This is a genomic window from Amycolatopsis ponsaeliensis (assembly GCF_030182635.1).
Lineage (GTDB): Bacteria > Actinomycetota > Actinomycetes > Mycobacteriales > Pseudonocardiaceae > Amycolatopsis > Amycolatopsis ponsaeliensis.
The window spans coordinates 82,251-96,772 of record NZ_JAPZLD010000040.1 but is presented as its reverse complement, the minus strand read 5'-3'; the positions used below and the strand labels follow the sequence as shown (position 1 = coordinate 96,772).

Below are 14,522 nucleotides of genomic sequence, written 5' to 3'. Positions count from 1 at the left end.
GCTCCGGCCGTCGGCGCCGGGCCGGGCTCGCCCCGCGGCTCGCGGATCCGGAAGAGCGGCTCGTCGAAACTCATCACTCTCCCTCCGGCCCGCGCGCTCGCGCCGCACGCACGTGGCGAGCCGACCGGCAACTCTACTCTGTCGAGCGGCTCGCCTGGCTCTTCGTGAGTCACGGATGGTCTTTCCGTAAGCTCTTGATCGCCTGCTCCGCTCGTGCCCGCATTCTCTTGGTGCGGACGTCGGTGATCGGCACCTTCTGGTTCACCAGGTACCGCGCGAGCCCGGCGGCGACCTCCGGAGCCGCATAGGACGTTCCGGATCCGATGGCGAACCCGTTCGGGTAGACGTCCGGGTCGGCCGACCGCCGGCTGCCCGATCGGGTCGTGCGTCCGGGACCGACCGGGCCGCGCACACTGGTCGGGAAGGTGCTGACCACGTTCGCACCCGTCGCCTCGGCGGTCACGTTCGGCCCGGCGTTGCTGAACCACGCCTGGGTGTCGTCCACGTTGAGCGCGCCGACCGCGATGACCGGGGGGCCGATCCACGGATCGCTCGGGTCCACGGGCTCGGTGGCGAAGGCGGCCGGGTAGAACGGGCGGGTGGTGGAGTCGTTGCCCGCGGCGGCGACCACGATCACGCCGAGCTTGGCGAGCAGCTTGAGAACCGTGCGGAGGTGAGACGCCTTCAGCGACGCGCTCTCGACGTAGCCGCCCAGCGAGATCGACACGATGTCGACGACGTCTTGGTCGCTCTGGGCGTTGGTGATGCGTGCGACGAGCAGATACATGGCGAGCAGGAGGTCGGCCTCGTAGCAGATGTTGTCGCTGTGCAGCACCCGCATGACGAGCACGTCGGCGTCCGGTGCGTTCTGCCGGATGCGACCGGTGATGAACGTGGAGTGCCCAGTCGCCCGGTCGACGTTCTCGGTCACCGTGTCCTCAGTGATCGCGCTCTCCCAGGCGTCCGTGAGGACTTCGGTGGGCGTCAGCCCGGACAGGTGCTGTTGCTGCGCGCTGATCGCGGTCTCCGACGCTTTGAACTCGCGGAGAAACCCATTGGGTGGAAGTGCGGCTCCGAACTGCGTGAGGCCGAACCACGGGTGCTGGTTCAGGCCGGTGTCCGGTACCGCGATCACGACCCGGCGGCCCCCTGGTGCCGTCGTACTGCGCGCGGGCGGCGCGCCGGTGTAGGCGACCGGCAGCATCCGGTAGGACGCGTTGGGGCCGCCGTCGGCGGCGTCGCGGATGTCACGCGGGCCCCAGGTCGGGACGCCCTCGTAGTCGGCGCCGACCAGCAGGTGCTCCAACGAGATCAGGTCGAGGCCGGGGTGCGCGTCCAGCCGGCCGAGGTGGCGTGCGGTGCGGATCTGCTGGAGCGCGCGCCAGGCGTCGACCACTTCGGCGTCCGCGCCGTGCGCGACGAGCACGACGGGGATCGGGAACTGCTCCGTGTACTGGTCGTCCAATCCGGCCAGCTCGCCGGGGAGATCAGCGGACGGCAGCCGGTCGCCGTCCACGCGCAGGCTCGCGCCCGTCACCTTGATCTCGTCGTCGATCTTGGCGAGCAGATCGGCGTCGAGCAGCACGCTGCGGGGAAACAGCAGGACGGCCGAGCGGTACACGGTCGACAGCGGCGGCGGCGCCGGGGGGACCGTCGGCACACGGGCGGCATCGGCGGGCCGCAACATGCGGCTGCCGTGCTTGTCCAGTAACGACTGTGGCCAGTCGGGCAAGTCGACGTGTTCGGCGCGGACTTCCGGTCGTCGGGTGAAACGAATCGTCATCGGAATTTTCCTTTCGGGCAGGTCGTTCGGTAAGTCGCCGCGAGAGCCGGGTATGTGTCAGCAGTGCAGCCGGACGGTTCCGCGTGAAGTGGTTTTGACCGGGAGCGTCACGCGGAGCCGTACGGCGTTGTTCGACTCGTTGCGTTCCGCGATTTTGTGGTCGGGATCGACGGTGATCGTGATCGAGTGCGCACGGCCGTAGTCGAGTGCGCTCAGTGGCAGGGCCGCGACGGTCGAGCCCGGACCGACCGCGGTGTTCAGGCGGATCGTCGCGCCAGGGACGCTCCTCACCGTGACCGGAACGAGGCCTGGCAGCTGTTCGGGCGTCGCTCCGGTCAGTGCGACGTGGAAGAAGATCTCGAGCGCGTCGTGTCCGTCGACTGTCCCGCCGGGTTGCAAGACGCAACTCGCGCCCCCTGACGACACTGCGAGATCGAGACTCGGTTGCTCGGCGCTCAGTGCGACGACCATCGCCTTGTCGTTCAGGTCGTGCTCGATCACCAGCCGCGCGGTTTGCGTGCCGGTCGCACCGGCGGGCTTGAACGCCACCCGGAAGGTGCATTCCTCACCGGAATCGAGGGTTTTCCCGAGGCATTCCCCGGTGCGGGTGAACTTCGCCTTCGCCGGACCGTCGAACTTGATGGTTCCGACGCGGGCGGGCGCACTGCCGGTGCTGGTGATCGTGACTTCGTGGTCGCAGACCGGTTTGCAGGTCACCATGGCCGGCGCAACCTTGAGAGCACCGCCGCCCTCGTGGGTCGACGTGACGGTCGGGTGCGGTGTCGTCTGCTGAGTGGTGGTCGTGGGACGCAGTACCGGCGGCACCGGCACGATCTCCTCGCCGGTCGCGACAGTCACGCCGACGGCGCTCGAATAGGTGATCACCGCGGCGACGACCGTGATCAGCACGGCCACGGCGGCCCGGACCGGACGCCACCGGCCTACCGTGCTGACGAACGGCGGGATGGCCGCACCGAGGCAGAGCGCGACCAATCTGATCACGTCAGGCTCCGTGATCACGCTGGTCAAAGCCGTTCCGCACACCGCACCGATGATCGCGAGGCCGAGACCGATCGATGCGTTCTTCGCTTCCGCTGTCGCCATCGCACTCCACTCCTCTCCGAACCGGTGATCGGGTGCCCGATTCGACTTCGGCACCAGGAGTGGCACGACGACGCCGTGGATACATCGAAATCCGCTGATTTGTTTGTGACCGTCCGGGTGAATCTCACACCTCGTGTAGCGCTCTCGATGGTCAACACGACAACCATCCAGGAGGCGACCCCAATGGCAGCGAAGAATCTCGCGGAAATCGTCACCGACGTCGAACGACCGACAGGACCGCGATGAACGGACAGCGGCCCGCGGCCACCAACGCGTACATCGGCGAACTGCTCCAGGCCGCGAGGGCCGGTGATCGCGAGGGCCTGTCCGAGATCGTCCGCGAGCTGACCCCGATGCTCTGGCACATCGCGAGGGCGCAGGGGCTCGACCCCGATTCGAGTTCGGACGTCGTGCAGCACACCTGGCTCACCCTGGTGCGTTCGCTGGCGGACATTCGCACCCCCGCGGCACTCACCGGCTGGCTCGTGAAGGTCACCAAGCGGGAGGCCTGGCGGGTCGCACGAGCCCAGCGCGCCGAGCGGCTCGTCGATCCCGCCGACATGCCCGACACCCCGGAGCAGGGCCTCGGTCCCGAACAGCTCGCGGTGGCCGCGGAGACCGATCAGTCGCTCTGGACGCTGCTGCGCCGGCTTCCTGAACGGTGCCAACGGCTCCTGCGCATCGTCGCGTTCGTGCCGCGACCGGACTACGCCGCGGTGGGTGCGAGTCTCGGCATGCCGCACGGGAGCATCGGCCCCACCCGCGGCCGATGCCTGGCCCGGCTGCGGCGGCTGCTGGAGGCCGGCGTCCGAAACGGCGAAGGGCAGGCGTCATGACCGATTCCGACGAGGCTGTCCTGCACCAGGTCCGCGAGCTGTGGGCGGCCGTCGATCCGCCCCCGCCACTGCTGGCGGACTGGGTGTTGTTCGCGCTCGAACCGACCACACCGGAAGCCGAGATCCTCCGGATGGCCGGGCACCGCGAGCCGGCGGCCGCCCGCGGCGACGAATATACGCGGTCGATCACCTTCGAAGGCAAGAACCGGACCGTCGTGCTCACCCTGACGCCCTCGGGCGAGGACACGGTCCGGGTGGACGGCTGGCTCGCCCCGCCCGGCGCGCTGACGGTCGAACTGCGCACCGGGCGAGGACCGCTGTCGACCACGTCCGACGAGCGGGGGAGGTTCGCGTTCGACCAGGTGGAGCGTGGCCCGGTGCAATTGGTCGTGCGGGACAACGGCACCACGCTGACCCCCTCGATCGTGGTGTGACGGAAGCCCGAGGCCGGCGCGGTGCCCACCGGGCCGGCCTCGGGGCTCCGGCTTATTCCGGTGCGCGCAGAGACCCGCCGAATTTCCGCAGCTCCTCCGCCTCGTGGAGGGCGTGCCGGGCGGCCAGCCGGACCGCGTGCTCGACGTGATCCGCGATCACCGCACCGAAATCGGTCTCTTCGGCCTCCGAACGCGCCTCTTCGCCCGGTTCGCCGAACTTCGCCGCAACGCCGTAAACGGCGGCTCCGAGCACCGCGTCGACCAGCACCTCGCCGTGCAGGCCGAGCGCGAGGTCCGGATCCGGCTGCCCGAAACGAACGGGCGGCGGGTCGGGCAACGGCGGCCGGGGATGCCACGGATCGAGCACCGCGACGAGTTCCTTCCAGATGTGCGGGAACCGCGGCCGGAGCACCTCCCAGAGGAGCCACCGCCGGACCGTGCATCGGGACGCGACGAGCCCGAGCACGTCCCTGGCCTCACCGCCGATCCGGATCAGCTCACCGAGGTCCAGCGAGGTGGCCCCGGTCAGGTACGGCGGCCGGAGGTCCATCGCGATCCGGTGGTGCCACCGCGTCCACCAGAGTGCTCGCCACCACATGCACCGCTGGGTCGTCGTGCGGGCGAGCCAGACGGCGATGTTGCGGTAGTAGGCCTGGATGTCCTGGTAGGCGGCGTTCCCGGCCGCCGTCGCGGCGAACCCGACCTGCTTGACCGGGTCGGGGTTCCCGAGTTCGCCGACGAGGTTGATGTCGAAGAAGTGGTGCCAGGTCGCGTCGACCACCACGCGCCCGACCGCACCCCGGTGCCCGTCGAACGCGCCGATGGCACCGAACGTCCGGGGGTTCAGGACGCCCTTGACGTCGGCCGCTGTTCGTCCGCAATGGATGGTCGACCACGCGATGACCTCCGGAGCGACGCCTCCCGGGTACTCGGTGGTCTGGTAGCCGTCGAAGGTGAACGTCGCCGACAGATCCGCCGGCTCGTAGCACTCGCCCTCGTGCGGATGGTCCGGGAGGACGCGGATGATCCCGCGGGGGCCGCACAGCAGAGGATGCGGATGAGCGCGGTGGAAGTACGGACTCCACGGCCAGGCCGAGTACAGCCGCGGCGTGATGCACTGCGGCACATCGTCGGACTGGTCGTCGAACTGGACCCCGGGATCGTTGCCGGGGCTCAGGGTGTCCAGCCGGTTCGGACCGTCGGTTTTCGGCGCGACCGGCTCACCGTTGGGCCCAGGATTCGGCCAATACCACTTCCGCATCGACCGCACCCGCGGAACCCTGCCGCACAGCGCAACGCCGAGATCTTCGTGATCGCCGGTCGCGAAAACCCCACCCCCGTCGTCCATGAACCGGGCGATGTCCCGCAGCTCCGTCTCGGTGATCTCGGATCCGGCCCGTTCCACGCCGAAGAGCCAGATCTGGTCGTAACCCGAAAGGTCGTGCGCGTCGAACCGGAACTGCTGCAGATCCGCGCTCGGATCGGTGCGGCGATGGGCCTTGGTCACGTCGAAGCGAACCCACGGACCGGGCGGCACGGCGAGCGTGTCCAGCAGCGCCTTGAGCCCGAAGTTCCCGACCCCGAACGTCGCACCCTGGTCGGTCACCATGAGGATCTTCACAGAACAGGGTCTCAGGAAAATCGGGTACACCGACCACGGATCCTTCACGTAGCGCCGTTGCCGATCGAACAGTTCGTCGAGCGCCTTCACGCGATCATCAGGCATTTCCCCTCCTCTTGCGGATGACGTCGCCCACCCGGAGTGGCGCGACAAGAGGATGAGGTGGCCGGCGCCTCCCGGATACACGGTCGTTTCCGTTGCCGGCCGCGGGACGCGGATGTATCTCAGCGCGGTTTGCACTCCCTCACCAACGTCGCACCGACATCGGAGGTCGGCTGCGTCGCTGATACACGATCCTGGAGGGGGCCAGCATGACGGACATATACGCGTTGCGGGCGTTGCGCGCACCGCGCCGAACCGAGGCAGCCGACGACTCGACGTTGGCCACGCGGCACAGTGGGCCGGGGACGACGACGGTGAAGCCGGACAGAGGCCGCTGCCGCTGGAGTCTCGGAGCGTTCTGTACGGACTGTTCGGGATGACCTGGTCGCGGCTACTGGATTCGTTGGCCGCCGCACTGCTGCTTCCGCACGAAGGCGAGCTCGCGCAGCGTCTCAACCGGCTGCTGCTGGTCGCCGGAATGGTCGAGCGCCGGTCGTTCCACCGGCGGCCGCTGACCACAGAGGAGATCTCGAAGCTGCTGGCGTGCCGTACGCCGCTGCTGCCGGACCCGCCTTTCCCGGCGGTCCTGCCGGAGGATCAGGTGAAGCTGGTGCGGCGCGCGACGACCAGCGACCTGTTCGTCGTCCGCAAGGAGTGGCGCGGCTACGTGGCGGACGAGATCGCCGAGATCCGCAACGTGATGGCCGGTGAGCACAACGACACCCGATTCATCCGCATCGACGAGTCCGAGCTGGTCGAAACGACCACCTCGTCGACCGATTCCACCACCGAAACGTCGGCGGAGATGTCGGACGAGTCGAATTTCACCGAGCAGAGCAAGCGGGAACTCGACTTGGCGATCGGCACGAAGGGCCAAGTCGATGTGTCCGCGCAGTACAGTTCGGTGAGTCTCGACGTGTCAGCCGGGTTCACCGCCGACTTTCGCTGAAGGACTCGACCGACCGGACCACGGAAATCGCCAAGAAGGCCATCGCGCGAGCCGCGTCGAAGATCGAGACCCAGACCCGGCACGAACGGACGCGCAGGACGCTGACGCGGACCGAGCTGCGTGAACGGCACAAGCTCGGCAACCCGTCCGGGGACCACGTCCGAGGTGTGTACCGGTGGGTGGCGCGAGTGGACCGGTTTCAGATCTGGCGTTATCCGGACCGGCTGCAGCTGGAGTTCGAGGTCCCGGAGCCGGGTCGCTATCTGCTGGAGCAGTTGAAGAACGTTCCCGCCCGAGCCGGCTCCGTCGGTGAACCCCTCGACAGCGGCCACGACTCCGCGACTTGGAGCGGCCCTGCCGAGGGAGGCGCCGAGGCGGCGGGTGGAGTCGCTGTCGTCGAGGCGGTGACGACGGTCGTGGACTGCGACATTGGCGCGGCTGCCGCAGCGGTCCCCGTGGTGACTGGTTCTTTGCCCGTGGACACGAGGAGGGTCACCAGGATCGCGGCGACGGACAGGATGGCGGTTTCGATGACGAAAGTGCGTTTCCCCGCTTGGTGGATATGGACGTCACCTCGAACGCGTCCGGAGGAGAAGTTGACGGATTCGTTGTACTGCTCGGCCACGGTGGACGGTGTCGGAGGCGAGGCGCCGTTCGAGGACGGGGTCATCATGTGCTGCACCAGGGCACCGACCACGCCCGCCAGGGCGGCCAGGACGACGACGCCGATCCAGGCGAGCCAGTTGTCCTTCAGGTCGGTGGCCAAGTTGACCACTACGGCCAGCACTGTCGACAGCGCCGATGTGGCGAGCGCCAACGCAAGGTGTGCCAGTTCAGCGTCATTGGACAGTTTTCTCCTAGGGAGTTCCCGCGAGGAAGGCTGTGGTGACGAAGACCGTGGCCGGTTCAGGGAAGAGCTCGTCCAGACCACCGAGTGGGCCGGTCTTGACACTCCATCGCAGGGAGGAACGGTCCACCACAGGGGACTTGTCGTCGGGACTGGCCAGGACGAAGTCTCCGCGATCGCAAAAGTAAGCGCCGACGTAGCCATCGGCGCGGCCATCCCAAGCCCCGCCGTTCCGGATCTGGCATCGCGCGCCTGTCTCCAGTTCCAGGCCCCAGGGCAGCGGATCCGGCGCCGCGTTCAGTGAACCGACCGGCTTTGGCGAGTGAGCTTACGTGAGCTGCTTCTCCCACGGAGCCGTGCCACAGAGCAGATCGCGACGATTGGCGCTGACGATCCAGCAGACGCCGGCTCCGGCCGAGGACGGGTAGCAGGAAGCGACGCCGGTGGTTCCTGATCGCGACTGTTCGCAGTCGTCTACCTCGGTCGACCCTGCCTGAACGGTGTAGCCGATGGCTGGATCCCCGCCGAGTCGACGCCCACGACGGTGATCGAGCGAGTCGGAGCCGGCCCGACGGTTGTAGTGATCCGAGTCGTGCTTGGGACGGCCACCGGTGCAGGGGTCGGTGCCGCGTGGGTCGGAGGTCGGTCAACCGGTCGAGCCAGCCACACGACGACGGCCGACGCGACGAGCGCCATCGCGGAGCCCAGTACGAGCGTCGTCCCGTTGCGAGTCATGGCCGTGGAGTCGGGCGGTGCCCGGCAGTTGTTACGCGGCCGTCGCCGAAAGCTGGCGATCAGAGTTCCTCGGCCTCGAAACGAAGTGCCCGATCGGCGCTGTCGATGAGGTCGGCGAATGTGATTACCTGGACCCGGCTGAGGTGGGCGTTGTACGAACGGATGGTCTGTTCGATCTGCTCACGCATGACGTCATCGGTTTCGGATAGTTCGGGGTGGCCGATGATGACCGTTCCCCGGGCGCGCCGGTAGTCGTACTCCAGGCCGAGTTCGTTGCGGTGATATGTCGCCATGGCGGCGCCCAGTTCGTCGATGCCGCGGAGGTAGTTCATGCATTGCCCGACAGTCGCGTGGACGTCGTTCGAGACGATCAGGGTGATTTCGCTGCGCCTTGACCAGCTTGTGCCCCGGGCGCTTGAGCTCGACGATGTGGATGCTGCGGTCGGCGCAGACGAGCGGGATGTCGTGCTCGTCGAGGGTGAAGCCGTCGCGCCGTTCCAGGACGCCGGTGTACTGGCCGCCGAAGAGCCAGTATTTCCGGCCGATCATCTTCTGGATCTCGTTTCCGTCGTCTTCGGGTTCAGGACGAGGTTGCGGAGTTCTGCGACGGTTTGACGGCGTCGGTGGATGACGTCGAGGTCGACCGCCACGCGGCCGGCATCGGTGGTGCTCAAACCAGCGACTACGATGCTGAGGTCGTCGCGCTCGGCCAGTCTGCGTCCCAGTCCGCCGCCTGGATGTTGTCCCGCCAGCGGACCTCCCGGATATTTTCAACGCGTTCGGCGATCTTGGTGGCGAACGAGTCGAACCTCATTTCCGAGTCCGGCTCGCGAACGTTCACGTCGGGTGGAGCGGTCGAGGTCAGGAAGCAGACCGCGTCGTACATCTCGTCGTTCAACAGGCGCCGGAAAAAGTCGCGGAGCCGGTCCTGTAGAGATTCGGGCGGTCCGGCTGGAGCAAACGTGCTCAAGGCGGTTTGTCGCGGCCGGACGGGCTCCGTTGTATCCCGTCGCTCTTGGAGCAGGAAAAGTTGTCCTACTGCGGACTTCAAGGCCCGTACGGCCTCCTGATCGAAAGCTCTGGCGACATTGGTGCCGGCCGCGACCATGTCGTCCATCCTGTTGCGGATGTTGTTCCCGATGGAGCTGAACATCAGCTTGATGTCGATCGCGGCTGCAGCTCAACGGTGCGGGCATCGACAACGTCAAGGGCTGGGAATGGCCCTTCTGATCTGTCGCCGATCACTTGGGCCGGCTTGACCGGCAGTGCGATCACCGGACGCTACCGACAACGCCGTCGCCACCGCCGCCCTGTCGCTCTGGACCACCGCCAGGTGGTCGGGCGTCGTCGGCGTCGCCGTGAAGCGCCGCTGATCTTCCGCCTCCGCTGCGCGTAGGAACCGCCAGCCCGCGATCGGGCGGGGCGCACCACCTCCGCCTGCACCGCCCCGGCTAGCCAGCTGGGGGTCGACAACTCAGAAAGAGAGAACCACAGTGAAGAAGGTCCTTATCGGCGTCGGCGTCGGATTCGCCCTGCTCGTGATCGCCACGGCGTGCAACAGCCCGACACCTCGGGCGTCCGCGCCGACCGAGCAGCCCGCCGCGGCCACTACCCAGCTGGCTACTACCCAACCGGTCACCTACCCGCCCAGTGCGCCGTGGCCGACCAGCCCGAGCCACAACAACGAAACGAGCACCGTGGAGGCGGCTGCACAGTTCTCGCCGCAGGTGGAGATGGCCCGCGACAAGGCGCAGAGCTACCTCGGTTTCAGCGCGTTCTCACGCAACGGCCTGATTCGGCAGCTATCCTCGGACGCTGGTGAAGGTTTTCCAAAATCCGTGGCCACCGAAGCAGTGGACAGCCTGTCGGTCGACTGGAACGCGCAGGCCGTCAAGTCGGCCGAGAACTATCTGAGCTTCACGTCGTTCTCCTGCTCAGGCCTGAAGCAGCAGCTCTCGTCGTCTGCGGGTGAGGGCTATACCAAAGCGCAGGCCGCCTACGGAGCTGGCCAGACCGACGCGTGCAAGTGAGACCAAGCGCGTGATCCCCAACATGGTCGGTCCACATAAGTCTGCCTGGCGAGTCCACCCCGCGCCGGGAGGTCGGCGTGGGCCTGACCGGCTGGAGGCGGACTAGGTGTACTGACCACGGTGGTTGGGTACACCTAGACGACTCTTTGTCGTGATTCTGTGAGAATCCGGGTAAACTCTTGCTGCGCGAGGTCCAACGAGGTCGCTGGCTAACCTTCGTTAGGTGCCGCTGCGGGTGCTTCACTTCACCACTAGCTTTCTCGCGCGGGCGACGTGCTCCAAACGTGTCGCGGCCTCGACTGGGTCTTCGTGCTCCCAGATTCTGACGACCAGCCACCCCATCGCAGTCAAGACGGAGTCGGTATCGCGGTCACGCCTGGCGATACCGCGGAGTTTGAGCCGCCACCAGTTCCTGTTCGCGATGGGAAGGTGACCGTGTTCAGGGCAGGAGTGCCAGAAGCAACCGTCGACGAAGACTGCGATGCGGGTGCCTCGCAGGAGCACATCGACCCGCCGGCGCCGATTCCCACCCGGAACCGGCTGATCGACGACGAACCGAAGACCTCGGCGGTGTAGCGCACGCCGGAGCTCGATCTCCGGACGGGTGCCCGACCTCCTGGTCCGGCGCACAACGGTTGCAGTGGCTGCAGATGACGCCGGCGGTGCGGGGCCGGGATCCAGGTGTCGGTACACACGAGGACTCTCTCAGCAAGGTCCGACAGAATTGGCCGATTCCGCCCGCACCGGGAGCGAGGATGGGCAGGCTCCGTCTGCCGCAGCCGATTGGGCAACTGTGGCTGTTCAAACGCCTTGTATGTCGCTCGCCGATTCACACGGCGCGGCCTGTCGTCGTCCAGGCGCCGCCGCCGACAATCCGCCTCGTCTCCGCGGCGCTGCGGTGCAGTTCTCCTCTGCCACCCGCACACCCGCTCGCCGGTTTCATCAGAGCCGTCTCGCCCCGATCGCGCCGAACGCCAGGCGTGTTCGATCCCGGACCAGACCGGATATTGCCCGCCGCACGCCAACGCGTAGAATCGTGCCGTTCGGTCGTGACATGGGGGTTGGCTTTGCGAGCTCTGACTGTTGACATTCCGTTTGGTCCTTTCGCGGGCACCGACGTCGAGGTCTACATCGGCGGCAAAAGCAAGACCGCGCGTATCCATGCCGATCGGTTCTGTGTCTCGGACGCCCGGTACACCACCATGCCGCTCAATGCCGAAACCGTCGGCCGAATGTGCAGGCAGTGCGGGCGAACAGCCCGGTGGGCGCGGCCGACCAGCGCGCTCGGCATGTTCTTGCAGGCGATCACGTCGATGCCGGACGGCTTGCAGGGAACCCTCGAGGAAGACTACCCGGCGGCGGAGTGTGCCCGCGCCGCCGAACTGCTCCAGAACGGGGAGTACCCGCCCGACGGGGAAGAAGACGATCTCTGGGAAGAGTACAGCAGTGCCCGCGAGCTACGGGACTCGCTGTACTCCTTTTGGCGTTACGCCCGTCGACGTGCGCGCAAGGCTCATTCAGTCGTTGCCGCCTACCCGTGGCTTCGGTCGTGGGCAACACCGACCTTGGCGGTTGTCGACAGTGAAGCCGAGTTGCTCCGCAAGCTGATCTCGCAAACCGTCGCTCCGGATCGTCTTGTGATCGCGGCCGCGGCCCTGGCGGTGCCGCAGCCGGAACTTCCCGCGGAACGACCGGAGTTCGTTATCCTGGGGACCCCATCCCAGGTCCGCCGGACCCTTGACCGTTGCTGGTATCGCTGGCGTGACGCCGCATCCCGGGGGAGGTCACCGGAGGAGATGGCTCACGCCGCCGAATGGGCCATGGATTCCGAACTCGGCCGCAAGAAGAAAGGGCGCGACGCCGCGATCTCTGCGCTCAAGGAACTGGTGGCCGAGTGGACGAACCAGGCTGAGTCCGCAGTGGATCACCATGGCTCAGCATCGGACCGCAACGTTGTTCTTCAAGCGAAGGAGTCCGGCCAAGCGGATCAAGACCCCTGGGACACGTTGACTGCCTGGGAACTCGCCGTCGTCGCCCGGTACGGCACAGAGTTCAGCTGGATCCACGACGCGGTGCTGCTGACGGTGCCCGACTCGCTCGCAACGCACCTACTCGACGACCGGCACGGTCTGCAGGCTGCCGAGCTCGGCAGCGCCGATCCATTGGCGGAGTTCGCCCAGTGGACGGCAGCACTCCAGCTGGTCTCTGCGGGCATTCTTCCTGGAATCCTGGATGACACGACGATCGGTAGACGGCGGACGCTTACTGCCGCTGACGTGGCGGGATTGCATCGCTCGGGGGCTTCGATATTCCAGGTCTTCTCGCCTGACAGAGGAATCGAGGTTTTGCCCATCAGTGCTCTCGTCGAACGCTGCGCACAGGGCTGGCGAGGTGTGATCGTCGCCGGTCCTGACGACCTTCCGGCCGACTTGATCGCGGAGTGGATGAATGACCTCGAAGGCAATCTGGACGACGACGTTGACCCGCTGAGCACCCGCGCTGGAGAGCAGAGCATCATCACCGGGACGTTCCGATCGGATCGCGACGTTGTTGAACGGCGGCTTAGATTGTTCGCGCTGGTACGGTCGGTCGACGATTTGCGGACCCTGACCGACCGCCACGAGCCGCCTGAGCGTGATATCGAATGGCTTGGCCTGCTGACTCCCCATCCTCTGGATCTCAGGCCGTTCAAGCCGGCGGGTGCTGACCGCGGGAAACGAGGGCTCGGCCTGCCCCTGGGAGTGCTCGCCTCCGTGCAGATCTACACCACGGACGGCACGGGCCGCTACATCGGCAAAGGACACTCACCGTTCTGTTCTTTCGCGCGCTCGGGCCGGACCTCGCTTGACGATGGCTTCGACCTCTTGCATCTTCGGGATCTCGTGGGATCGCTGAGCCCCGATTGGTGTTCTGTCTGTGGTGGTTACGCAGTCCGACGCCTCAACGAGGCACAGAGCCGGTACTACCGCACTGCCCATGAGCTCCTCGCACTCAGCGACCGTCTCGATGGATGGGGGCGCTGGCCGAGGTCGCGAAGTGAAGAGCTGGTCCTGATCCGGCCCGAACTGGAAAACCTTGCCGGGATCGATCCGGATGATTGCGGCTCGCTCTGTACGTCATCGGCGCAGTGGCGGTCCACGATCGACTCGCTGCTTGTCGCCCAAGACGAAACCATTGACGAGCGCTAGGAGTGCAGTGCGTGCCGACCTCACCGCTGCGGAGGGGGCTGAGTTCGGCAATCGGGCTCCATCCCTTGGCACTCTCGCCGAGGGCTCTGGCCCGCGTCGCACGAAGGCCATCGTCGAGCGTCGACACCCTGACTACGTCGCTGCCGGACGATGCCGACGGTGGCGGAAGGCCGCGGTTCGCGAGAGCCCGTCTGGATGCTGCGCGAGCCTCGCCAGGTAGCTCGGACTCACTCGGTGCTGCCACCATTACGGAACCAACTGCAGGCGTGTAGATTTCTGAGCAAGATCGTCCTCGGACACTTACCATGACCCCACCTGTGCGGATCGAGGTTGGCCTCGATCCGCACTTGTCGTTCACCGGGGTGGTAGGTGGCCTGCAGCTGTAGCTGGCGGTAGACCTCCGCCTTCCGGTCGGGGTGGGCGGTGGCCAGTACCGACCTGATGTCACCCATGAGCTCGACGAGGTCGCGGATCTGGTCTTTGGTCATTCGGTGCTGTCGCGTCTCGGTTCCAGGAGGTGACCGTCGTGGATGTCGACGGATTCCTGCCACGGCTACCGGACGGCGAGTTCGCGCAGCCGCGGTTCCCGACCGGCAGTGAGGTCCAGGTGAAACATCGTTCGGTCACCGATGAATCTGAAAGTTCTCACCGCTGGCTCGCCCGTCGGATGGTGACCGGCAACGTCGTCAGCCGGCGGACGATCGAGTGCGGAATCCACTGGTGCCCGGCATCGGCCAGGGCGATATCGACGTCGGGGCCGTCAACGCGGTGACGGCGATCTCGGTGAGCGTGCGGGCGACGTTCCCGCTCCGCGAGGCCCAGCGAGACGGCCACCAACGCACCGTGGCAGTGAACGGGCGCCTGCACGACGAGGCGCTCGCCGGCGTGGGGGA

14 protein-coding genes are annotated in these 14,522 nt (G+C 66.9%); 6 read left to right on the top strand and 8 right to left on the bottom strand.

The features are described 5' to 3' along the window. Window positions 1–169 precede the first annotated feature (169 nt). Window positions 170–1,783, bottom strand: a complete 1,614-nt coding sequence (locus QQ657_RS42040) for a S8 family peptidase (RefSeq protein WP_284747946.1) — start codon at window positions 1,781–1,783, stop codon at window positions 170–172. A gap of 57 nt (window positions 1,784–1,840) precedes the next feature. Then, window positions 1,841–2,698 (bottom strand): hypothetical protein, encoded by an 858-nt coding sequence (locus QQ657_RS42035; protein ID WP_284747945.1) that lies wholly within the window; start codon window positions 2,696–2,698, stop codon window positions 1,841–1,843. A 431-nt stretch (window positions 2,699–3,129) separates the two neighbouring features. On the opposite strand from QQ657_RS42035, the gene QQ657_RS42030 reads away from it, so the two are divergent. Both QQ657_RS42030 and QQ657_RS42025 read left to right on the top strand, forming a co-directional pair. Next, entirely contained in the window at window positions 3,130–3,723 is a 594-nt protein-coding gene (locus tag QQ657_RS42030) for an RNA polymerase sigma factor (protein ID WP_284747944.1), read from the top strand. Continuing rightward, window positions 3,720–4,157, top strand: a complete 438-nt coding sequence (locus QQ657_RS42025; protein ID WP_284747943.1) for a hypothetical protein — start codon at window positions 3,720–3,722, stop codon at window positions 4,155–4,157. The genes QQ657_RS42030 and QQ657_RS42025 overlap by 4 nt, the downstream gene beginning before the upstream one ends. A 52-nt stretch (window positions 4,158–4,209) precedes the next feature. On the opposite strand, the gene QQ657_RS42020 is transcribed toward QQ657_RS42025, so the two are convergent. Beyond that, the gene (locus QQ657_RS42020; RefSeq protein ID WP_284747942.1) at window positions 4,210–5,883 is read right to left on the bottom strand and encodes a hypothetical protein; all 1,674 of its coding nucleotides are present in this window, start codon (window positions 5,881–5,883) and stop codon (window positions 4,210–4,212) included. A gap of 373 nt (window positions 5,884–6,256) precedes the next feature. Here QQ657_RS42020 and QQ657_RS42015 point away from each other — a divergent pair, with 373 nt between their 5' ends. After that, window positions 6,257–6,829, top strand: a complete 573-nt coding sequence (locus QQ657_RS42015; RefSeq protein WP_284747941.1) for a hypothetical protein — start codon at window positions 6,257–6,259, stop codon at window positions 6,827–6,829. A gap of 259 nt (window positions 6,830–7,088) precedes the next feature. Here QQ657_RS42015 and QQ657_RS42010 read toward each other — a convergent pair whose 3' ends face one another. Both QQ657_RS42010 and QQ657_RS42005 read right to left on the bottom strand, forming a co-directional pair. Then, a complete protein-coding gene (locus QQ657_RS42010; protein WP_284747940.1) occupies window positions 7,089–7,646 on the bottom strand; it encodes a hypothetical protein in 558 nt (185 codons plus the stop codon). An 824-nt stretch (window positions 7,647–8,470) separates the two neighbouring features. After that, the gene (locus tag QQ657_RS42005) at window positions 8,471–8,743 is read right to left on the bottom strand and encodes a hypothetical protein (RefSeq protein ID WP_284747939.1); all 273 of its coding nucleotides are present in this window, start codon (window positions 8,741–8,743) and stop codon (window positions 8,471–8,473) included. On the opposite strand from QQ657_RS42005, the gene QQ657_RS42000 reads away from it, so the two are divergent. Continuing rightward, window positions 8,742–9,026, top strand: a complete 285-nt coding sequence (locus QQ657_RS42000; protein WP_284747938.1) for a hypothetical protein — start codon at window positions 8,742–8,744, stop codon at window positions 9,024–9,026. The two genes, QQ657_RS42005 and QQ657_RS42000, sit on opposite strands and share 2 nt — an antisense overlap. 67 nt (window positions 9,027–9,093) lie before the next feature. On the opposite strand, the gene QQ657_RS41995 is transcribed toward QQ657_RS42000, so the two are convergent. After that, window positions 9,094–9,573 (bottom strand): PaeR7I family type II restriction endonuclease, encoded by a 480-nt coding sequence (locus QQ657_RS41995; RefSeq protein WP_284747957.1) that lies wholly within the window; start codon window positions 9,571–9,573, stop codon window positions 9,094–9,096. A 331-nt stretch (window positions 9,574–9,904) separates the two neighbouring features. Here QQ657_RS41995 and QQ657_RS41990 point away from each other — a divergent pair, with 331 nt between their 5' ends. Next, entirely contained in the window at window positions 9,905–10,441 is a 537-nt protein-coding gene (locus QQ657_RS41990; protein ID WP_284747937.1) for an Ltp family lipoprotein, read from the top strand. Window positions 10,442–10,681: 240 nt separating this feature from the next. On the opposite strand, the gene QQ657_RS41985 is transcribed toward QQ657_RS41990, so the two are convergent. Next, window positions 10,682–11,071, bottom strand: coding sequence for a PDDEXK family nuclease (locus QQ657_RS41985; protein ID WP_284747956.1), 390 nt, complete (start codon window positions 11,069–11,071; stop codon window positions 10,682–10,684). 419 nt (window positions 11,072–11,490) lie between these two features. Here QQ657_RS41985 and QQ657_RS41980 point away from each other — a divergent pair, with 419 nt between their 5' ends. Continuing rightward, window positions 11,491–13,629, top strand: a complete 2,139-nt coding sequence (locus tag QQ657_RS41980; protein ID WP_284747936.1) for a hypothetical protein — start codon at window positions 11,491–11,493, stop codon at window positions 13,627–13,629. Window positions 13,630–14,274: 645 nt separating this feature from the next. On the opposite strand, the gene QQ657_RS41975 is transcribed toward QQ657_RS41980, so the two are convergent. Next, a complete protein-coding gene (locus tag QQ657_RS41975) occupies window positions 14,275–14,463 on the bottom strand; it encodes a hypothetical protein (RefSeq protein ID WP_284747935.1) in 189 nt (62 codons plus the stop codon). Between the last annotated feature and the right edge of the window lie 59 nt (window positions 14,464–14,522).

Coding starts and splice junctions, on each gene's coding strand:
- QQ657_RS42025 (WP_284747943.1), top strand. CDS start 3,720: ATGACCGATTCCGACGAGGCTGTCCTGCACCAGGTCCGCGAGCTGTGG.
- QQ657_RS42000 (WP_284747938.1), top strand. CDS start 8,742: ATGCATTGCCCGACAGTCGCGTGGACGTCGTTCGAGACGATCAGGGTG.
- QQ657_RS42005 (WP_284747939.1), bottom strand. CDS start 8,743: ATGAACTACCTCCGCGGCATCGACGAACTGGGCGCCGCCATGGCGACA.
- QQ657_RS42040 (WP_284747946.1), bottom strand. CDS start 1,783: ATGACGATTCGTTTCACCCGACGACCGGAAGTCCGCGCCGAACACGTC.
- QQ657_RS42030 (WP_284747944.1), top strand. CDS start 3,130: ATGAACGGACAGCGGCCCGCGGCCACCAACGCGTACATCGGCGAACTG.
- QQ657_RS42015 (WP_284747941.1), top strand. CDS start 6,257: ATGACCTGGTCGCGGCTACTGGATTCGTTGGCCGCCGCACTGCTGCTT.
- QQ657_RS42020 (WP_284747942.1), bottom strand. CDS start 5,883: ATGCCTGATGATCGCGTGAAGGCGCTCGACGAACTGTTCGATCGGCAA.